Source organism: Myxosarcina sp. GI1 (assembly GCF_000756305.1).
GTDB lineage: Bacteria > Cyanobacteriota > Cyanobacteriia > Cyanobacteriales > Xenococcaceae > Myxosarcina.
Map to the genome: position 1 here is coordinate 780,389 of NZ_JRFE01000014.1, position 19,603 is coordinate 799,991.

General features: G+C 40.5%; 19 protein-coding genes and 1 pseudogene. 1 reads left to right on the top strand and 19 read right to left on the bottom strand.

The window, feature by feature from the left end; all coding sequences use genetic code 11:
- Nucleotides 1-163: 163 nt before the first annotated feature.
- The 18 genes from KV40_RS10370 to KV40_RS10460 all read right to left on the bottom strand — a co-directional run bounded on the left by KV40_RS10370 (nucleotide 164) and on the right by KV40_RS10460 (nucleotide 17,834).
- A complete protein-coding gene (locus KV40_RS10370; protein WP_036480564.1) occupies nucleotides 164-775 on the bottom strand; it encodes a DUF721 domain-containing protein in 612 nt (203 codons plus the stop codon).
- 18 nt (nucleotides 776-793) lie between these two features.
- Complete coding sequence (pgeF, locus tag KV40_RS10375; protein ID WP_036480567.1) at nucleotides 794-1,597, bottom strand: peptidoglycan editing factor PgeF; 804 nt, start codon at nucleotides 1,595-1,597, stop codon at nucleotides 794-796.
- A 64-nt stretch (nucleotides 1,598-1,661) separates the two neighbouring features.
- Nucleotides 1,662-2,540 carry a hypothetical protein gene (locus KV40_RS10380; RefSeq protein ID WP_036480570.1) on the bottom strand — a complete coding sequence of 293 codons (879 nt, stop codon included), beginning with the start codon at nucleotides 2,538-2,540 and terminating at the stop codon, nucleotides 1,662-1,664.
- Nucleotides 2,541-3,119: 579 nt separating this feature from the next.
- A complete protein-coding gene (locus KV40_RS10385) occupies nucleotides 3,120-3,782 on the bottom strand; it encodes a Na(+)/H(+) antiporter subunit B (RefSeq protein ID WP_036480572.1) in 663 nt (220 codons plus the stop codon).
- The gene (locus tag KV40_RS10390; protein ID WP_036480576.1) at nucleotides 3,782-4,372 is read right to left on the bottom strand and encodes a DUF4040 domain-containing protein; all 591 of its coding nucleotides are present in this window, start codon (nucleotides 4,370-4,372) and stop codon (nucleotides 3,782-3,784) included. Before KV40_RS10390 ends, KV40_RS10385 begins: the two co-directional genes overlap by 1 nt.
- 20 nt (nucleotides 4,373-4,392) lie before the next feature.
- Nucleotides 4,393-4,692 carry a monovalent cation/H(+) antiporter subunit G gene (locus KV40_RS10395; RefSeq protein ID WP_036480579.1) on the bottom strand — a complete coding sequence of 100 codons (300 nt, stop codon included), beginning with the start codon at nucleotides 4,690-4,692 and terminating at the stop codon, nucleotides 4,393-4,395.
- A gap of 83 nt (nucleotides 4,693-4,775) precedes the next feature.
- Entirely contained in the window at nucleotides 4,776-5,027 is a 252-nt protein-coding gene (locus KV40_RS10400; RefSeq protein WP_036480582.1) for a hypothetical protein, read from the bottom strand.
- Between the two features lie 8 nt (nucleotides 5,028-5,035).
- Nucleotides 5,036-5,431 (bottom strand): Na+/H+ antiporter subunit E, encoded by a 396-nt coding sequence (locus tag KV40_RS10405; RefSeq protein WP_036480585.1) that lies wholly within the window; start codon nucleotides 5,429-5,431, stop codon nucleotides 5,036-5,038.
- Nucleotides 5,404-6,879 carry a cation:proton antiporter gene (locus KV40_RS10410; RefSeq protein WP_036480587.1) on the bottom strand — a complete coding sequence of 492 codons (1,476 nt, stop codon included), beginning with the start codon at nucleotides 6,877-6,879 and terminating at the stop codon, nucleotides 5,404-5,406. Before KV40_RS10410 ends, KV40_RS10405 begins: the two co-directional genes overlap by 28 nt.
- On the bottom strand, nucleotides 6,876-7,211 hold the full coding sequence (locus KV40_RS10415) for a cation:proton antiporter subunit C (protein WP_036480867.1): 336 nt from the start codon (nucleotides 7,209-7,211) through the stop codon (nucleotides 6,876-6,878). The genes KV40_RS10410 and KV40_RS10415 overlap by 4 nt, the downstream gene beginning before the upstream one ends.
- Before the next feature lie 363 nt (nucleotides 7,212-7,574).
- Nucleotides 7,575-7,787: a hypothetical protein gene (locus KV40_RS10420; RefSeq protein ID WP_036480590.1), complete on the bottom strand. Its 213-nt coding sequence runs from the start codon at nucleotides 7,785-7,787 to the stop codon at nucleotides 7,575-7,577.
- Nucleotides 7,788-8,004: 217 nt separating this feature from the next.
- Nucleotides 8,005-8,319 (bottom strand): P-II family nitrogen regulator, encoded by a 315-nt coding sequence (locus KV40_RS10425; protein ID WP_036480591.1) that lies wholly within the window; start codon nucleotides 8,317-8,319, stop codon nucleotides 8,005-8,007.
- A gap of 146 nt (nucleotides 8,320-8,465) precedes the next feature.
- Nucleotides 8,466-9,629, bottom strand: coding sequence for a sodium-dependent bicarbonate transport family permease (locus KV40_RS10430; protein WP_036480594.1), 1,164 nt, complete (start codon nucleotides 9,627-9,629; stop codon nucleotides 8,466-8,468).
- A 332-nt stretch (nucleotides 9,630-9,961) separates the two neighbouring features.
- Complete coding sequence (locus KV40_RS10435) at nucleotides 9,962-11,353, bottom strand: cation:proton antiporter (protein WP_156114003.1); 1,392 nt, start codon at nucleotides 11,351-11,353, stop codon at nucleotides 9,962-9,964.
- A gap of 118 nt (nucleotides 11,354-11,471) precedes the next feature.
- Complete coding sequence (locus tag KV40_RS10440; protein WP_036480596.1) at nucleotides 11,472-13,163, bottom strand: SulP family inorganic anion transporter; 1,692 nt, start codon at nucleotides 13,161-13,163, stop codon at nucleotides 11,472-11,474.
- A gap of 739 nt (nucleotides 13,164-13,902) precedes the next feature.
- Nucleotides 13,903-15,831, bottom strand: coding sequence for an iron uptake porin (locus KV40_RS10450; RefSeq protein WP_052055522.1), 1,929 nt, complete (start codon nucleotides 15,829-15,831; stop codon nucleotides 13,903-13,905).
- A 130-nt stretch (nucleotides 15,832-15,961) separates the two neighbouring features.
- The gene (locus KV40_RS10455) at nucleotides 15,962-16,366 is read right to left on the bottom strand and encodes a hypothetical protein (RefSeq protein WP_036480602.1); all 405 of its coding nucleotides are present in this window, start codon (nucleotides 16,364-16,366) and stop codon (nucleotides 15,962-15,964) included.
- 76 nt (nucleotides 16,367-16,442) lie between these two features.
- Nucleotides 16,443-17,834, bottom strand: coding sequence for an ammonium transporter (locus tag KV40_RS10460; protein WP_072013803.1), 1,392 nt, complete (start codon nucleotides 17,832-17,834; stop codon nucleotides 16,443-16,445).
- A 163-nt stretch (nucleotides 17,835-17,997) separates the two neighbouring features.
- Here KV40_RS10460 and KV40_RS37295 point away from each other — a divergent pair.
- Nucleotides 17,998-18,378: pseudogene (locus tag KV40_RS37295) on the top strand (VOC family protein).
- Between the two features lie 10 nt (nucleotides 18,379-18,388).
- Here the strand turns inward: KV40_RS37295 and KV40_RS10470 are convergent.
- A complete protein-coding gene (locus KV40_RS10470) occupies nucleotides 18,389-19,594 on the bottom strand; it encodes an FAD-binding oxidoreductase (protein ID WP_036480605.1) in 1,206 nt (401 codons plus the stop codon).
- Nucleotides 19,595-19,603 lie beyond the last annotated feature (9 nt).

Genomic DNA, 19,603 nt, shown 5'->3' on the forward strand with positions numbered 1-19,603 from the left:
GATTAATAAATATACATAACGATCAAAAAAAGTGATTTTAAACTAAATAAATATCCGTATATCTACGGATATACACGATGTAAAACTATTGGGGATCGCCGTTAATTAGCTTTATATCTTTTGGTCGATTTATTTTATTTAATCTTTATTGTTTTTTATAATTTTAATTTACGCTCGGACGATATGCCGCAAATTTTTGTTTGGAATAACAAAGATAACACTGCTGCCAACGTTGCAGTTCGGCTTCGGGAGTAGGTACCGAACATTGAGGACATAAAGGTAAAGATTGAGAGCGAGCTTCAATCGATTTCAACCAATTTCGGACAGCAGCTTGTGGTTCTTGGAAGTGAGAACTAGAAACTTTTTGGCTGTTCCCTTTGGCAGTATGCCGAGGGTAGTCGCCCACTGGCTCAAAAGGTTTGGATCTTCGCTGGGATAAGAGCGACTCGCTAAAATCATGTTGCTCATGTTGCTGGTGAGTAGCGTTATGCCATAAAGAGCAAGAGAAACGAATATCTTTAAGCTCAAACGCCAACTGAGAATTCAGCTTTTTCAGTAAAGAATATCTTTGAAAAGATAATTCTTGCGCCCAAACAGAACTAGAAGTAGCAACCCACAAAATACCTTTTTTAAGATAAGTTGGTCGAGCTTGATTGGCTGTAGCTGAAGTTACAGTTTTCTGCCACAACTTCAGCACTTGCCGATATTGGCGATACTGTTCCCAGCTAGGCTGCTGTTCGAGAGAAGGTAAAATTTTTTTAATAGAGTCAAACAATGGCGATCGCTAACACTTTCAATTACTAACAATTCCCGACCACTGTACTTCCTTTTTTTTAGTACGGCGATAGGAGCAAAAACGGTCATTCTTGTAAGTACAATAGGGGGCGATCGCAATTTGTTCGCGATTGATTCCCAACTGTTCTAACTGTATTTGATTGACCAATCTAATATCTAAACGGACTCTTCCTGGTTTATCATCGGCTAAAAGTAGCTTAACAGGTAACTCGGATAACTTAGCTAATATTGCCTGGCTATCTTGGGCTGCTGCCGCACAAACTATAGTAGCTCCAACTTCAGCAGCTACCTTTTCTCCTACTTGATAAACCTCACCCGAAATTGCAGGTCCCATAACGACTCGCAGATCTTTGAGGGAACTTCCCCAAATTAGAAAACGAGCGATCGCTTCGGGGACAATTTTCAGTGAAGTTCCCCGCCAACCTGCATGAACGGCAGCAACTTTTCCCGACGAAATATCCGCAATCAGTACGGAGTTGCAGTCTGCACTGGCGACCCAGACTGACTGCCGCAAACCATCGGTAACTAAACCGTCTCCATCAACTAAAGTATTGTTTTCAGCCTGTTGACTTGCAAGGTTAATTTCTTTAGGAGTTAAAACTATTTTGCCATGCACCTGCTTGAGTCGATAAACTTCGGCATCAGGGTCGAAAGCCGCAATCAATCGGTCGGGAGTTTGGGGATAAGATTCTCCAGTAAAAAAACCATGCTGCCAATTCGCTAGCAAACTACAGGTTAAATAGCTCGACCCGTTCCAACTGCACCACTGCCATTCAGGTACGAGCGATTGATTTTTAGTCACCTTATGTACGTTACTTTAGTCAACAGTAAATAGTTTACTGTTTATTTTTTAGTTCGGCTCGTCCTTAATTTTCATCTAGAGGTACGAACTCTTTAGTTTCGCTAATGTATTTCCAGCCTATTCCTTCGGGATCTTTACTCTGACTCCATTGAGAAAAGTCTTCATCCAATTTACGTCTGCCAACAGTACTAGAATTAAGGTCTAGCCGTTTTGCCAGGTCTGCTTGGATTAAAGCGCGATCGCTAGTGGTTTCAGTTGCCGCTTCAGCTTCGGCTGCTTGAGTCGTAACTGCATCTGTCTCTAGATCTCGATCGAAATCGCTGCCAAAGCTTGAAGGTTTTGACGATGTTGCATCATCAGCTTGTTCTTGAGCGTATTTCGCGCTTTCTTCGGTTGGTTTTTGAGTTGTAGTAGTAGAGGCTGACTCTTGATTTTCTTGCTGTCGAGCTTGTTCTTGTTTTGCAAGGCTAGCTATTCCACGCACTGACAGCCTCTCGGAATCATTGGCAGCATCATAAGAGTTTAAAGATAGTTCTGACTCTTCTTCTGGTTCGCTATCATCTAAAATACTGCCTAAAGCACTTGCAGTAGGAAAGTAATAAACGACTCCCTTATCGGGGATTGTCTTTGGTGCTACGCCGTAATCAATAGCTTTGTTTTGTAAAAAGGTTTTGGCTGCTCTAGCAGTAAGGTCTGCTTTTAAGGACAAGTCTACTGGGGTAAGATAACCGCGATTTTCTTTGATCAATTGATTGAAGTAGGGATTGACCTCGGCACACCACTTTTGCCATTGATAATTTTGCCAAATTCTAAAGAGGGCAAATAACAATATTAGCACTAACAACAAGGGCCACAGTTTGTACAAAATTACAACTGCTAATGCTACGGGAAGAATTAGAATTAGAATGCCAGCAGAACTATTGTTTAAGGTTTTTCCTGTCATAGTTGTATTTGCAATTGCTAAGACTATCTATTGCAAGTTTGTCTTGCATAATTGCCAATCTTAATGCAATTTGGCAAGCAAAACACCTATTTCTTGCAATTGCTTAAAAAACATTTGCAACTCAAGGCTAAAATTAGCTCTATTAGAGCCAGAGTTATTGTGTGTACAATCTCTCCTCGTACTGAAATTCGTAAAAGATTGCGTCAAGCTGTGAGCCATAATTGCGGCTCGTCCCAAATTTTTGCAACGGTTAAAAAATCGTCTCGTAAACTACATTTAAAACGCACTAAGTAGCGCGATCGCAAATAAGTTAAAAAATAAAAAACAATGGCAACTAAAAGCAATGTTATCTATCGCGATCGCGAGCTTATGGGAGGAACACTCGTATTTAGAGGAACTTGCGTTTCATTAAAAACTTAATTGATTATTTATACTAAATCCGATTTACAAAACCCATTTTTAACTTGGGGGCGTTAACCAGGCTGAAAACCTATTGCCTCTTGCCTTTTGCCTTTACTTAGCTTTTATGGTGTATTTCAACAGGATTTAGTATTAAAAGATAAAACAGCAGTGTTTGATTTAAAGTAGACCTCGATAGCGGATAAATAATAAAATAACTGCCCATGAACCCAAAGCAACTTTAATCGCTACTAAAACATTCAGCAAAGGAATCATACCGCCACTAAATAAAGTTTCTAATTCTCCTGATGGTAACTGAAAACCAATTAAAGTTACTATTGCCAAAACAATAAAAACTAAAACCGAAATTTTTTCCCAAGTAGCAGCATTCCATTTTTTATATATTGCTTCCATCCATCGAGAGTTAGAAGTAATGGCAATTAAGCCGATTGCAGTACCTCCAGCTACACCAGCAGCAAAACCACCCCCAGGGCTGAGATGACCTCTAATTGCCAGTTCGATCGCGACAATTGCAGAGATAGTAGCCCCCAGACGTGCCAAAATTATTGAAGGGCGATCGCTGAATCGATACACTGTTTCTGTAGGTTGTTCGTTTGCCAGGAGAAACTTCACGCCTAATATAGCGATGGTAAATACCACCACTTCAAAAATTGTGTCATAAAGACGATTGCGAAAGATAATACCCGAAACCGCATTCGGTACGCCTGCATCTTCGGCGATCGCCTCAACAATAGAAAATTCTGACCATTCTGCTGCTGGATTGGGCATTATAAGTACTTTAATAAATAAGGCTATTCCAGCCAAAAAATAAATCCACTTCATCAATGCTTATCTTCTCCGTCAGGTACAGTTACCAAAGTTAGTTGAGTTTCGGGTGAAGCTAGTTCGGATTGCAAAATCTCATACAAACGACGAACTCTAATTGCAGTATGATAAATTTGCCTGACATCTATTCCTGTGGTCTTATTTAGTTGTGGTTCCAAAGATTTGGGTTTGGTAGTACAAATTCCGTGTATTTCTTTAGTCATCAATGCCCGTTCTAAAGCTTGTAAATCGGGATATTCGACTAATTCGAGACGCAAATGATGTCTATTAATGGCTTTTTTCAGATTGGCTATTAATTCTACGAAATAACTTTCCCGTTCTATTGCTAATTCTTGCAATACACCCAAACGCATAACCAAAGAGGAACGTACTGCGACCACATAAAGAGTAATTGCCAACATTGTACCTACCAAAGCCTCAGTTAAAGCTACATCGGCAGCACCTAAAACAGCATAGATTAATACCGCAACTGCCCCTAAAATAGCTCTAATAACTAAAGCATGATAGGGATTAGCTTGAAATACCAGCATCAAGGCTGATAGCGGTAACAATGCGACAATTATATAAATATAATATTTATCGATCATTTTGATTTTGTCAGTGGTTATTAGCTACTTGTCAGTTTATTCCTATCTTCAATCTTTTCATCGCTGGCGCAGTAGGCTATGACATATCCCAACACGGTATTCCAAATTGCTAAGGTAATAATTGCTAGCAGCAACAGCGACCATTCACCAGGTATTTTGAGTAGTAAACCCAAGATAATAGTCATCGAACCGAGAGTATCGGCGACAGAAAGACTGTGAAGCTTATATAAAACAGATCGCTTGCCAATTAACGGCAATGTTCCCCAAAACCAGAAGATGATGCCGATTACCATCAGACTATAACTCAAAATGTCAATCATAATAATTTACAAGCTATAAGCTATAAGCTTTTATAGTGTGTTTACTTATTGTCTACTACCTATTACTTGTTACTTAACTGATGTTACGCTTCGTTCAATCGTTTAATTAAATGTGCTAGCAACATCAATCCTGCATTACCCACGCACAGAATAATAACTGCAACTACGCCAATCGACCAATCATCGCGTAAAACAGAAATAACTAGCATCATAATGGAAGTCTTGGTGGCAATACTGGCAAACGCCAGCATTTTTTGCCAAATATCATTATCTTGCCAAGCTTCATAAATTGGTATTAGTAAGGCTAAAATCATGGCGATTAAAATTGAATCCATCTTACTTGCTACTTGCTGCTGCTTCTTGTTACTCTGTGTACTTCATACCACCCCCGTCGATCGTATTTAGTCACAATAGTTTTGGGGGTAAAGGTAATCAGGAATATATCTAAAAATACTAGTCCTGGTGTGCGTCTTGGTTTGACTCTTTGTCTGACAATTTCTTCACGGTTGTGGGGACGTAGCATCATTTGAATTGCTTCTAAATATGCTTGGGGAATTGCTCTTAAGATTTCCCACAACACCCTTAGCCAATCTTTTAACTTGCCCGAAGAAGTATAACCGCGAGGCAACAAAAAAGCGATCGCCACACCGATAATAATATTGGACAAACTAAAATCGGCAGTAAGCAAAAACCAAATTGCTAGTCGTAAAATTAGATTGAGATAGTTGCTCGCGTCCATACAATCCAGAATAGTAAGATTAACATTAAGCTCATTACCCCGATTAAATGGTCGAATTGTTCGATCGCCCGAGGTAATTTTATTACCGATTTTTTGAAAATCAGGAGATATGCTAACCAGCCAAGAACAATTGTTGCCAGTGGTTTGAGCGTATTTTGCAGAGTATAAGCCTGATAGTAAAAAACGTTTGCCCCAACCAATCCACCAAGTAAAATAACCATCGCCCACCAAAAACCAGGCTGTATTTTTTTCCCTATCTCCCTATTGTCTCTTTTCTCCATCTCCTTGTGATGTGGCAGAAAAATAAATTTAGCAAAGGAAACTGCCGTTCCCAAAGCGGCAAGATTCATGCCAATAACCTGCCAAGGCAATAAATTTTTACTGGTTAATACTTTTGCGCCAAAACCAGATAACAGAGGAAAACCAGAAATAGAAAAACTAGCAATTACTAAAGCAATCCAAAGTTTGTTACTAATAGGTTGCTGCTGTAGTTGTTTAAAATTACGACTATGTAAAATACCAGCAATGAGAAACAGGGCAGACTTTACCAAACCGTGAGTAAGCGCATAAAAACCACCTACAACTGGCGCAGCGAGAACAAAACCCAACTGTGAAATGGTATGAAATGCCAACATCCGTTTGGTATCTTTTTCAAATACGGCATAGCCTACCCCCAACAGTGCCGTACACACGCCAAAAAACCGCACTACAGGATCTATTTCTTCTAGCAGCAGCGCACAACGTACTAAGGGGAATACCCCCGCTTTTACTACTACCCCCGAAAGCATTGCCGAGACTGGAGATTCTGATTCGGAGTGTGTTAGAGGCAGCCATAACCCAGAAACAAAAATACCTCCTTTGACCAACAAACCTAAAAAAATTAAAGCCACTGCTTCGGGAGGAGAACCGCGCAAACCTGCATAACTAAAAGAATGATGTGCTTGATATACCAGCACTGCTCCTACCAAATAAAACAGCATTGCCGTATTGCTGACAAATAAATAGCGTAAGCCCACCCAAATCGCTCTATCTGTACGGGGATAAGTAATTAATAAAAAAGAAGCAATACTAATTACTTCTAACGCCACGTACAAACTAATAAAATCGGCACAGATAAAAGTTGCATTAACGCTGCCATGCAGAATAATTGTCTGCATATAAAAGTAAGATGTTTTACCTGTTTGCCAACAGTAAACAACTACTGCTGCCGTGACCAAGGCGTTAGTCAAAATAAAAAAGCCACTCAAGCGATCGATAGTTAAAGTAACGCCAAAATTATCTAGCAGCTGAATATTTAAAGGCGATCGCATTAAAAAGAGCGATACCGAATAAGCAGCAGAAACTAACGCTATTGCTAATGCAAAATAGCGGTCTAGTTTGGGCAATAGATAAATAATAAACCCAACAAAAAATGATAGAGCTAGCCAAATAATTGTAATTTCGGTCATGGTGTATTGTTTTCTTCGATCGCGCTAGTTTCCAAGGTAGGATTATTATTAGCTAGCTTCATTACCCCTACCAGCATCAACGCCTGGATTGAAAACCCAATTACAATTGCTGTCAGAATAACTGCCTGGGGAACGGGGTCGGCATAGGCAACATTGTCTTTATTCGACACAATTGGCGTAAACAAACCATCCCGCGATGCTACCAATACGTAATAGGCAATGATTCCCGTACTCATAATGTCCATTGAGATGATTTTCATTACCAAATTTTTCTTAAAGATGATGCCAAAAAAGCCACATAATATCGTGGCAAATACAAAAGCTTCTAAAATTAACATCAGTATCTTACAAATTCAACTAAGTAAACAACAACTCAATAAGTAATATTGCGCAAATATACCGCATCTAATTTGAAATTCGTAGTTTCTTGCATTGTCTGTTCGAGGTAAATTGTTTTTGTTGTTACTCAAATTTGGGATGCAGAAATGACAATTAAAGCAACAAACTTAGCATGCGACCAAAATAATCCAGTAAATCGAGATTATACAGTTTTAGCTGACTAAAAGTTAAATTTTCAATTGTCACCTTAGTCTGAGTAAGATAAATTTCAGTGTTTTGAAGATTGATAAACTATAAAACACTAAATATTCAAAAATATACCTTACAGTCCGATCTAAAATTGACAAACATTACTTTTAAATAATGTTTTTTATTATTAAAGCAACAAAAACAGCTAAAGCATTGCGAAATCCAAAACGCCAAGCAAATTGAAAGATATTGCTTTCGAAATCTGATACTTTTGAAAAATCAAACTTGAGTTTATTAGGTAATATAAAAACTGTAGTCAAAGCATAAACAGTAAACCAAAACCAGATCCAGGTATTTTTATCTAATACTAAATTTTCCATTGTTTTTATTATCTTGTAGCTGAATTGATAGTTCTTATTTTTTCAAAATGAGACTTGCTGCCTTTTGTCCGAGGGATAGTATTAGCTTCATTGATTTAGAGCGGCGCGATGCCGCTGGCGGGCTACGCCTACGGGTGCGGTTCTCCCATTTTGCTGAGTTTTCGTGTAAATCGGGGTCTTGCCCCAGCTTCTCGGTTCGATCGGCTGGGTGAAAAAGTCAGAACTTGTGCGCGTGCAGTACTTCCGCGTTACAGATATAGGCGATGCCCGAATAATCGTCGAAAAACTCCGCTGCGATCTTATCGGAAATTTTCACGGCCATATCCCGATTGCGGATAAGCACCTCTATCTTTATATTCGACTGAGTGTCGGAAACGGAGGGTTGTCCCGACGAGCGCACGTTGCGACTGCCTTTACCGCCAGCGTCCACCACCGTATAACCGGTAGCCCCAGCTTCGTCGACGATCTTGGCGATCTTTTTCAGCAGTACCTTTTCCGTGACGATGACGAGCTTGCTTGCTTGTTGGGTCATATGTGTTACCTCTTAACGTGTGTATTTATTAAACTATATATATATAAACTCAGAAAAACGGCAGCACCGCGCGCGTTCGCTCCGCTCCAGCCGCCGTATCGATCGCTGGGTCAAAGAAGCACCAGCAGACCGCGACCCCTTTGGGATTAGCCACCCATCACCGCCTGGGCGACCCCGATGAATAGCGGTATTCCAACGGCAATTGCAATTGGCGTGCCGACGGCCGTGGATGAGCCAATGTATGCCGAGGGATTAGCCGACGGGATACCGCCTCGTAAGGTGGGGGGTCCTGAAATGTCTGAACTAGAGCCAGCGATGACGGACAGAAGCACAACACCCCCAAGGCTGAACCCCGTGGTGTAATGGGCAATCAGACCGAAACCGAAGGCTATAAACCCATGCACTAGCGGTGCCACAAAGGCATATAGGGCGTACCAGTGACCCACCTTGCGCAGCTCGCCGATTCTTGCCGTGGCTTCCATACCCATTACCAACATCAGGATCGAAAGCAGTCCGTCGAAGAGGGGCTCGTAGAAGCTCTCAAAGACAGGTTCTGGTTGGGTTAGCAGACCTAGAGCGAGACCGAGCAGTAGTGCTGATAGGGCAGATCCTTGGAGGCTTTCCTTGATGATGGGCCAGATCTCGACCCGTTTGCTTACGCTATCGCGCTGCTCTTTGGGATACCCGCTTGCAGTAATGCGCTGCTGGCTGCGATACTCCTGTCTGCTGGTGGGATACTTCTGCTCGCTAGAATACCCGCCTGCGGTAACAGCTTGCTTGCTGAGAGACTCCTGCTTCTTGAGAGACTCTTCTGCGGTACGGTTCTGCTTGCTGGTATAAATGCTAGCCAAGACAATTGCAGTCACGAGTGCTGGGATATCCATGAAGGGATAGAGTGCGCCAGCCCAAGCCTCGTATGCGATGTCTTGCTGTTCCAGTACCGTTATGCCAGCGGCGAGGGTAGAGCCACTCACGGCACCAAACAAGCCCCCAGTCGCAATAGCATCCACGACTCTAACCTTCGGCAGCTTCGCCAAGGTGTAGCGTGCGATAAACACGATTAGAATCCCTATTACTACGGCAAACACTGCGGGCAACAGCATCTCCGCCAGATTGGACTCGCGGATTGCAATGCCGCCCTTCAGACCAACCTTTATGAGCAGCATGAAGACGATCCACTTATAGACTGCATCTGGAATTTGCAGTCGGCTATTGAGGGCAGCAACAACCATACCACCAATTAGAAAGCCGAGTGTCGGGGACTGTAACTGCGCCAGGAAGCGCGTCAAAAAATCAGACAAAAAATCCATGTTGTAATTCCTCCTTTATTAAAAACTTTTTAAGGGTCGGGACGACAGGCAAGTGATGATTGAAAGATAGATAGAAAACTTTGTACTGTCGCCATGAATGCCTACAGTTTTAGCGTTCATAGACTTTGTACTATTGTTTGTTTAAAACCATTGACTAAAATCTATGTATAAATGATACCACTAAAAAATACATAGAAATATAGAAAATACTTATATTATTGTTTGTATTTGTAATCAGTGGTGATTCATTAGCAATGGATCGAGATGCCAATTGTCATACTTAGCGATCGCCAAGATTTACATTTTTAGTTTTAAAAACAACGCTCGTTATTTTATGACAACTCTGGTTGTTCTACTAGTTGTTCCTCTCCTTTAAAAGCAAAACGCAATAAAGGAGGAGCGATGAAAGTCGTGAGAATTACCATGATAATGATAGCTGCCTGTAAAGGTTTATCTAAAACGCCACTAGCTGCACCTATACCAGCAAAGACCAAGCCGACCTCACCGCGAGGAATCATGCCAATACCAATTGCCAAACGGTTGATTTTTTCTTGACCTACAATTGCCCAACCAGTAATTAATTTACCGATAATGGCAACTACAATTAAGAAAGCGGCAATAATTAATCCCTGTCGGTTAGCAGCACTAGAGGGATTGAGGACGCTAAGATCTACTCTGGCACCGACAGATACAAAGAAGATTGGCACTAAGATATCTGCAATGGGAATAACCTGTTGGTCTAATTCTTTACGTTTGTCAGTTTCATCTAAAACCAAACCAGCGGCAAATGCACCCAAAATTGCCTCTAAGTGAATGGCATTAGCTAGAAACGCCATCGAGAAAGCAAAAATTAAGGCAGGAATGACTAAATTTCCTCTAGTCTGAAGTTTTTCAGCAATAGCGACGAAGCTTTTGTTAAAGAATTTACCTAAAAAGATCGAACCAACTAAGAAAGCAGTAGCACTAAGAATTAGATAGACTAAGTTAACAATATCTACCTCTCCAGTTTTTGCCAGACTGGCTACTACAGCTAAGACAATAATACCGAGAACGTCATCGATAACTGCCGCACCGACAATAATTTGACCTTCTGTAGATTTTAGCTGTCCCAACTCCGACAGTACCTTGGAGGTGATACCAATACTAGTAGCAGTTAATGCCGCACCAGCAAACACCGCAGGAATTGTAGGCATACCAAAGATTAATACCAGACCTACAGTACCAGCGACAAAGGGAGCGACAACACCTACAATTGCCACGATAGCCGCTCTAACTCCAACTTTTTGCAGTTCTCTAATATCCGATTCTAAACCGATTTCAAATAAGAGTATGATTACTCCAATTTCGGCTAACACAGAGACAACTTCACTAGAGAGGGCAAATACTTCCTCGGTGCTTTCGGGATTTAACCCCACAAACTGTAGGATAGTAATAACAACTGAATCGCCAGCAACTGCACCAGCTTCGGGAAATACTAATAGGTGCAATGCAGAAACCCCTACTACTACACCAGCAACTAGTTCGCCCAGCACGGGAGGTAAATCGACTAATTTAGAAAGTTCCCCTCCTAGTTTACTTGCTAGATAAATAAAGATTAGACTCAATAAAACCCCTGCTAATACCATTGGTGCAGTTTCAGAACTAGGCTCGGTAGCTAGTAATGGAGAAGTAAAGATACAATCGGGAACTAAGGGATTAGGAAATATCGATGCCAAATTAATCATGATTTTATGTTTGCAAAGATGTTTTAAATTTGAATTCTAGTTTTGTTATTTATTAGTCATTCGACGTTTATTAAAAGCATTCCAAAATTAAAGATAAATGACTATTAACCCTCAACTACTAACTAATTGCTTGAGGTGGAACTGTGCCGCGATCGAAATCGCTGTATTCGTCAACGTAATTTACTGCCTGTCTGAGAGCCATAGTGCGATCGCTTAAAATATTTTGAGTGGGAATTTGTGTCATTACCCCCATCGTTTTCAAGCGTTTTTCTGCCTGTCCGCTCACACCTACCAAGAAGACTTGGCGACCTTTTTCTAGTGCTTCGGTAATGGCATTTTCTAAAGCTAAAGAAGAGGTTACACCCAAAATAGGTACTTCCGATAGATCTAGAACCAATGCCTGATAATTGTCGATCAAATTGTGTTCGCGAGAGATAGCTTTAGCTACACCAAAAATCATTGGACCGCTTAAATAGAATAGAAGTACGCGACCATTAGCTTTTTCTAACAGGTGTTTTTCTTCCAGTTTGAGTTTTATTTCTTCATCGTCATAGGTAACAGCTTTAACTTGGTCGGCACGATGATTGGAAAGACGTTCGATAGTTAAAACGTTAGCAACAAATACCCCGACACCGACAGCAACAATCAAATCTACAAACACCGTCAGGATAATTACCCCATACATAATTAGCGCGGCTTTGGTAGAGATTTTGTGAGCGCGTTTGAGAAAACCCCAATCGACAATATCGATACCAACTTTAAGGGCAATTGCTGCCAAAACTGCTAGAGGAATACCTTCAAGATATTGACTAAGTCCTAAAACTACTATTAGCAAAACTATTGCACGGGTTAAGCCAGAAAGAGCAGTTCTACCACCAGACTGAATATTAACTACAGTTCCCATAGTTGCACCAGCACCAGCAATACCGCCGAATAAACCAGCTATTAAATTACCAAGACCTTGACCTATTAATTCTTTATTGGAATCGTGTTCTGTACGAGTTAAACTATCTGCAACCAAAGAAGTGAGTAAAGCATCGATACAGCCCAGCATTCCTAAAACCAGTGCATCAACTATCATTTCTCTTATTTGAGCTGCACTAAAAGTAGGTAGTTGTAAACTTGGCAAACCTACTTTTATTGCACCAATAGTGCGAATATTTGCATCGCCGAAAAATAATATGGCGACTAAAGCTCCCACAATCAATGCCAATAACTGAGGCGGTATGTACTTCTTCAATTTGTCAGGATAAAAGAAAAGAATCGCTACCGTTATCGCAGCTAAGAGAGTTTCTAAAGGATTGATATTAGCAATCAGATTCGGTATGTTTTGCACCGTACCGACTACCCCACCTTTGGGACTAGCTTGACCCAAAAATGGAGCAATTTGCAAAATAATCAGAATTACCCCAATGCCCGACATAAAGCCAGAGATAACTGTATAGGGCATTAGGGTTACGTATCGACCGAGTTTTAACATCCCAAAAATAATTTGGAAAACTCCCGCCAGCATGACGACGGTAAACGCCATTGCCAAACCATTTTCTGGATTAGAAGCTGTTAGTCCTGCAATAACTGCGGTCATCACTACGGTCATGGGACCTGTAGGTTCGGAAATTAGAGTGGGAGTTCCTCCGAAAAGAGCGGCAAAAAAGCCGATTAAAATCGCGCCCCATAACCCTGCTGAAGCTCCTGCACCAGAAGCAACTCCGAAGGTTAAAGCCATTGGTAGGGCGATAACTGCGGCAGTGATACCGCCGAAGATATCGCCTTTTACGTTTCTAAAGTGAATTCTATTAGTAATTGCCATGATGAAAATTTCAAAAAACTTATTAGTAAATTTTTACTGTGTTTGCAGTTTTAGCTAATGACAGAAAGTTCTAATTCGAGAAGTTGAGCTGAATTACGATGATGACTCAACTGTTGCAATGTAAATTTGATAAGCACTCAAAATTAAAATTCCACTCATAAATTGAAACAGGCAAGGACTAGAAAAATATCCCCAACCCAAAGCAAGCAGACCCAAAGAAGTTAAAGCGAGTCGATATATCTCCTCTGTTGTTTTAAGAGCGACCCAAATTGTTGCTAGTCCTAAAAAAAATAGAATGCAGTATGTCATTAGTCTAAGAGGCTGAAAACCTTATAAGTTCACTTGTATAGAATAAAACCTATTAAAAAATGTAATTAATTGATTTTTGTCTATGGAAATATCCTACATCAACAAATGCAAAAAACCACACTAAAAACTTAATGGTTACTAATTAAGTAGTTAAAAAAATCTTATCAATCGCATTTTCGGTCAAATTTTTAAATGTGCTTTCTGGGGAACAGAAGCTAAAATTTCAAGAACTTCTCGCTAAGAAAGAGAACAAAGAAAAAGAAATAGAAAAGAAATATATTAATAAAATTAAATAAGGCGATCGCATTTTAATTTGCTTCTGGTAACTTCAAACAGTCAAAAAAAAGCCTTGAATTAATTCAAGGCCTTGAGTTGCTTTAAGCTATCGGCTTTGCTTTTGCCTTCGGCAATCGCTGTATTAAGTTACCGTTTAAAAACTAAACTGCATTCGTAAATTGCCCACGTAGATATTAGGATTCTCGTCAAAGTTGTTAGGATTGCTAACTAGATAAAAAGCAGGAATTAAAGCAACATTGTCATTGAGGGGATAAAAATAACTTAATTCAAATTCATACTGAGTACCACCATCACCAGCACCTGCAACTAGATATTCTTCGCCATTGGTAACGTCAAAGGGAATCAAAAAAGAAAACGTACCTAAAGCTCCTTCTTTGCCGACATCGGGAAAAGCCAATCCTGCTTGAATTGATTGAACGTTGACCGTACTGTCTATAGGTTTGAGCGTGATACTGGCATAAGTATAACGAGCAAAAACGCCCAGCTTAGACAAAATTTCCCAATCGAAATTAAATCCCACCGTATGAGAAAAAGAATCTTTTAAACCTCCGTCATTGGGATCGATATCCAGTCCCGCACCAGCACCAGCATCGGCTAGTCCATTTTGTATGGGTTCTCCCGTTACCCCCCCAATTACACCACCTACAACATTTACATCCGAACTGAGGTGGGTGTAGTTATACATCAGTCTGGCATTAAAAGTATCGGTAGGAGAGTAAGTTAATTCTGCCGTGCTGGTATTCGTACCCCCAAACACACCTTTGTCTGGGTCACTAGCGGTATTAAAAGGCGGACTGGGAAGAAACTCAGTAGACTCTCCTAGATAGCCAATATTTAATTTAAACTTATCGCTAATATCCCACAGCACCACTGCTCCCGAACCGCGATCTACCGCGTTAGATAAACTACTACCGATAGAATTAAAGCTACTCGCTCCAGTTAAAAAATAAGTGTAGGCATTTTGCTCGAAAAAGACATACCAGTTGATTTGAGGACCAACTGCGATGCGAAAGCTGTCATTAATGGGGAAATTGTAATACAAATCGTGAATGACAACCTCGCTGTTACCTTCTCCCTGAACCCCTGCTGTCTGGTCGGTAAAAGGTATGCCAAAAGTATTATAAGTACCAGCCGAAGCAAACAAATTGGCGGGAGAATCTCCATTACCTACCGCCAATTGAGTTACTAAAACATCTTCCCCCGTAAAAGAGGTTTCAAAAGTCAGCCAGACTAAATTGCTCAAAGTAATTTCAGGATCGTCGGTCAACAATGATACTGCTGGTTCGCCAGTTACAGGATCTCTTCCTGGGGGTCTAATTACCGAAGGAACGCTTAAATCTGTTGTCTCTACCAAAACATCACCGTCGGCTGCCGCTCCAGTAAGATTAAACCAGGTAAAAGCACTAAATTTGGTGGTAGTAGAAAAGCGATTGTCTTCTATAAAAGCGAGGCGATTTTCTAAATTGTCTATTCTGCCTTCTACAGTTGCAAGTTCGGCAGCGAACTCTTGAGACAGACGCTGCATCGTATCTAAGTCTTGTTGCGATACCGTCTGTGAAGAGGCGATTAATCTTTCAATCTGATTCAAACAAGCGTTTAAACCTGCGGCAAATTCATATCGAGTAATAGCTTGACTACCACGATAAGTATTATTAGGATAACCTGCAATACAACCATAGCGGTCTACTAAGCTACGTAAGGCTTCATAAGCCCAGTCAGTAGGCGCGACATCTCGTAACTGGTTGACTTTAGTAAGCTGTTCTAAACCACTAGCAGTTTCTAATTTAGAATCGGTTAATAACTCCAAGTCGGAATTGAGCAAGCTTGTAGTATCTATCGTACCGTTTTTGATTGCTTCAACTCCAGTAACTTGTCCTAATTGATTAGAAGTTTCTGGAGGCAAGGCGCGATCGCTCGTTTTTTCGGCTACCTCTGATGCTAATACCGAAGTCCCTAAAAACAACCAAAAAAAATTACCAAAAATTATTAGCGTTAAACTACTAAGAACTTCGGTTGTTTTAGCAGCACAAAAACAACAGATTTTTGCTGTCTCTCTATACATTATTTATTTCTCACACCACTTAAATATTTAAAAAAGCTACCATTATTTTTTGGTAGCAAAAAGTAATTTCAAATACTTTTTTGTGGTTTTGAAGCAGAGTAGAGTTAAATTTTTTAAAACTTAAAATTTTTCAACTTCTACGAATTGTTTTACTGCGATCGGAAAAACGCGAATGATATCCGCTCGATACGAGCTTATTTCTGTTAGTTAATCTTCTAGATAAAATAGTCGTTCTTTTACGTAATAAAACTTCAGATTTATTTCTTTGTTTATAATTCTCAATTTTATTCGTACCAGAAATATAAGCAGATTGAGCTAGTGAAAGAAAACTAGTTAAAAGCAAAATGCTCATCATCGCAGGATTAGCGGGTGTAGACTTGCTACCGTTAATTTTATAGCTTGCAAAAATAAACCAGAAAAAAATAACCACGCTAATAACTAGAAAAAGTATCAGCCAAAAAGGATTGTTGGCAAAAGTATATAGTGGACCTTTTACTTCCAAAAACTCTTGCGGCGTTTGAAAAGGACTGCTCATTTTATTACTTCCTGTTTTTTATTGCTCGATCGAATTAATAACAACTCGTAGTGCTAACGATTCAGTCTCATTTTGTTTACGGAGGCGTGACGTTAACTGAAGGAATATTATGTGCGTGTAAGTTATCTCTCTGCCAGGTCGTATTATATTCTGGATAACCTTCTACACCCATATCGGCAATATCTAAACCTTCGATTTCTTCGGCTCTAGAAACTCGTAACAGACCAAGTTTTTTCAATACAAAACTAACACCGTACCCAGGAATAAATCCGAGAATGATGGTACAGATAAGAGCAGGAACAATCTGACCGATAGGATTGATAACTGGTATTCCCTCAGCTTGAGGGTAGCCATAGGCGAAAAATCCAGGTAAAATTGCGCCCAGTATACCGCAAAAGCCGTGTACCGCAAAGGCTCCAACTGCATCGTCAATTCCCACTCTTTCTATAATCGCCGCTACTTTGGGCATGATAAAAGCACCCGCAAAAGCTAGAGGAATTACGATTAAGGGATGATATAAATCTAAACCCGCGCCTACGGTAATAATTCCAGCCAAACCCCCAGAAATAGTAAAAAAGGGTTCTGAATTACTAGAAATGTAGGCTCCAATAATACCCGCAGCTAAAGCTAAGGTGGTATTGACTCCAATTGAGGCTAGAGTCATTGGCGTACCGTAAATTGTCGTTTCGACGGTTTGACCTGGAACGAAAATAACGCAGGCGGCTAAAAAGGCATAGAAGCCGACAAAAATTAGCATCAAACCCAACATAGTCAGGGGCAAATTGTGAGGCAGAATAGCTCTAGGTTTACCACTCTCGTCGAACTTGCCTACTCTCGCTCCTAAATTAATCAAAACTCCTAAAGCAAAAAAGCCAGAAACTCCATGAACCACTGCCGAACAGCCAAAATCGTGATAGCCAAGTTTGGTTAAAAACCAGCCAGTATAGTGCCATCCCCAGGCTGCGGCTACTACCCAGGTAAACGAACCGAGAACAATTGATAAAACGATATAAGCTCCGACTTTTATTCTCTCGATGACTGCACCAGAAAGAATAGAGGCTGTAGTCATCGCAAACAAAGCAAAGGCAAAGAAAAATACCCCAGTCAAATTATCGGCGGTGTTGGGTCCCATCGCTGCCGACCAGGGATAGGAAGCGTCTGCCAATGCTTTTAGTTCGGCAACTAGTTCGCTTGTCTCTGGATTAGTCCAGGGGAATATAATTCCGCCAGCAACTGGAAACAAGGGAAAGCCATTATAAACCCACCAACCGAAGAAAAAGAAGGAAAGTCCGACGCTGGATAAGGTAAGCAAATTTTTGACCATCGTTGCCAGCACGTTCTTGCAGCGTGACGCGCCACCCTCATAAGCGAGGAAGCCAGCATGAATGATGAGCATAAATACAGAAGCCCAATAGTAATAGCTTTCTGAGACAAATGTTCCTAAAAATTCTTGTGCTTCAGGATTCATTATTATTTAACTTTGGTAATATTTAAATACTGAATCTGTTCCCTATAAAATATCTGCTATAGGGAAACTTATTTGATATAACAAGTTTGCAACCGATCGCCAAATTCATTTGTAAATATGGCTACAAATGTAAGTATTATTTAAATCTTGTTAACTATAAAAGATGAAAATAGAAAATATCGACCATTTTGTTTTGACAGTAAGAGATATTGAAACTACTTGTGAGTTTTACTCTAAAGTACTGGGTATGGAAGTTGTTACTTTCAATCGAGGAAGAGTTGCACTAAAATTTGGCGATTGTAAAATAAATTTACATAAATTTGGTAAATAAATCGAACCAAAAGCAATTAAGCCTACACCTGGTTCGGCAGATTTTTGTCTAATTACTAAAGATTCTTTATTGAGTGTTTTAGAATATCTTCGCGCCTGTAATGTAGAAATTATTGAAGCGTTAGTTGGTAAAACTGGAGCAATGGGAAAAATTACTTCAATTTATATTCGCGATCCCGATCTAAATCTAATTGAAATTTCTAGTTACAATTAACCCGTTTTATTTAACGCAAACCTTTGGCTTGGCTATAGCTAAATTCTGACTTTATTCGGTCATTTTCTGCAAAGCGACTCAAACGAAACATTTTTAGCTTTTCTACTAAAGGATTGGTTTCTCCTAAAATGAATTGACTGACCAAATCGCCAATTATAGGACTCAATTTATAGCCATGTCCGCTAAAGCCAACGGCACAATAAAGTCCTGGTACTGGCTCTATGCGATCGATTATGGGCTGATAGTCTGGGGTAATTGCCCAAATACCAGAGTATTTTTCGATGATTTTGCCTGTTTCTAAAATGGGATAGCGATGCAGCAGTTTTTGGGTTAATTCTTCAGTAATGTCAGGAAAAAGCTGACCGTGAAAATCATCGGCATCTTCTAGCAGAAAATCGGCGTGACGTTGGGGATTAGAATTACCAATTCTGGTGTATGGTAAATTTGCATCAGAACGAGAGTAACAAAGATTGACCAGATCGGAAACTACTGGATGTGGCTGGCTAAACTCTGGCGGACGTTCGACAACGACAACATGTTCTACTACCGTATCTACGGGAAAGTTTAAACCTAAATGCTCTGTAAACTGTCTCGCCCAAGGTCCTACACAGTCAATAACGGTGCGTGTAGCAATTTCGCCAGATGGAGTAATAACTCGTTCGATTCTACCTTCAGCATCTAGTTTTATCTCTTTAACGGGTGTAGCGGTACGAACATCTACCCCTAAATCTGCCGCTCGTTTGGCAAAAGCAATCGTAGTCTGGGGTGGCGAACCGTAGCCCGAATTGGGTTCGTAAGCGGCGATCGCCACATCGTTGAGATTTAGCGCGGGAATAGCACTATGTACGGCATCTAGATCGATAAAGTCAACATCGATACCCATTGACTGGTGTAGTTTGACCACACTAGAGAGGGTTTGAATGTCGTCTTCTCCTACTAAAATGTAGTAACCGGAAGGATTAAAGCCGCTATCGTAACCGCCGTAACGCTCGGCAAAATTATGAAAGGACTGTAGGGAAAGCTGCGCCAACTCAGCCAGTACGGGGTGAGTGTAGTGAGTGCGAATAATGCCAATGCCCTTACCCGAAGCACCATTAGCTAGAGATTTTTTCTCTAATAGGATAATTTTACCTGCTTGTTTTTCGGCTAAATGTAGCGCGATCGCCGCACCGATACAGCCACCGCCGACAACTACAATATCTGCTGTTTCAACCATAATAAGTAA

Coding starts and splice junctions, on each gene's coding strand:
- KV40_RS10410 (WP_036480587.1), bottom strand. CDS start 6,879: ATGACCGAAATTACAATTATTTGGCTAGCTCTATCATTTTTTGTTGGG.
- KV40_RS10460 (WP_072013803.1), bottom strand. CDS start 17,834: ATGAATCCTGAAGCACAAGAATTTTTAGGAACATTTGTCTCAGAAAGC.
- KV40_RS10395 (WP_036480579.1), bottom strand. CDS start 4,692: ATGATTGACATTTTGAGTTATAGTCTGATGGTAATCGGCATCATCTTC.
- KV40_RS10450 (WP_052055522.1), bottom strand. CDS start 15,831: ATGTATAGAGAGACAGCAAAAATCTGTTGTTTTTGTGCTGCTAAAACA.
- KV40_RS10420 (WP_036480590.1), bottom strand. CDS start 7,787: ATGGAAAATTTAGTATTAGATAAAAATACCTGGATCTGGTTTTGGTTT.
- KV40_RS10405 (WP_036480585.1), bottom strand. CDS start 5,431: ATGGACGCGAGCAACTATCTCAATCTAATTTTACGACTAGCAATTTGG.
- KV40_RS10470 (WP_036480605.1), bottom strand. CDS start 19,594: ATGGTTGAAACAGCAGATATTGTAGTTGTCGGCGGTGGCTGTATCGGT.
- KV40_RS10430 (WP_036480594.1), bottom strand. CDS start 9,629: ATGGATTTTTTGTCTGATTTTTTGACGCGCTTCCTGGCGCAGTTACAG.
- KV40_RS10425 (WP_036480591.1), bottom strand. CDS start 8,319: ATGACCCAACAAGCAAGCAAGCTCGTCATCGTCACGGAAAAGGTACTG.
- KV40_RS10380 (WP_036480570.1), bottom strand. CDS start 2,540: ATGACAGGAAAAACCTTAAACAATAGTTCTGCTGGCATTCTAATTCTA.
- KV40_RS10390 (WP_036480576.1), bottom strand. CDS start 4,372: ATGATCGATAAATATTATATTTATATAATTGTCGCATTGTTACCGCTA.
- KV40_RS10440 (WP_036480596.1), bottom strand. CDS start 13,163: ATGGCAATTACTAATAGAATTCACTTTAGAAACGTAAAAGGCGATATC.
- KV40_RS10435 (WP_156114003.1), bottom strand. CDS start 11,353: ATGATTAATTTGGCATCGATATTTCCTAATCCCTTAGTTCCCGATTGT.
- KV40_RS10455 (WP_036480602.1), bottom strand. CDS start 16,366: ATGAGCAGTCCTTTTCAAACGCCGCAAGAGTTTTTGGAAGTAAAAGGT.
- KV40_RS10385 (WP_036480572.1), bottom strand. CDS start 3,782: ATGAAGTGGATTTATTTTTTGGCTGGAATAGCCTTATTTATTAAAGTA.
- KV40_RS10400 (WP_036480582.1), bottom strand. CDS start 5,027: ATGGATTCAATTTTAATCGCCATGATTTTAGCCTTACTAATACCAATT.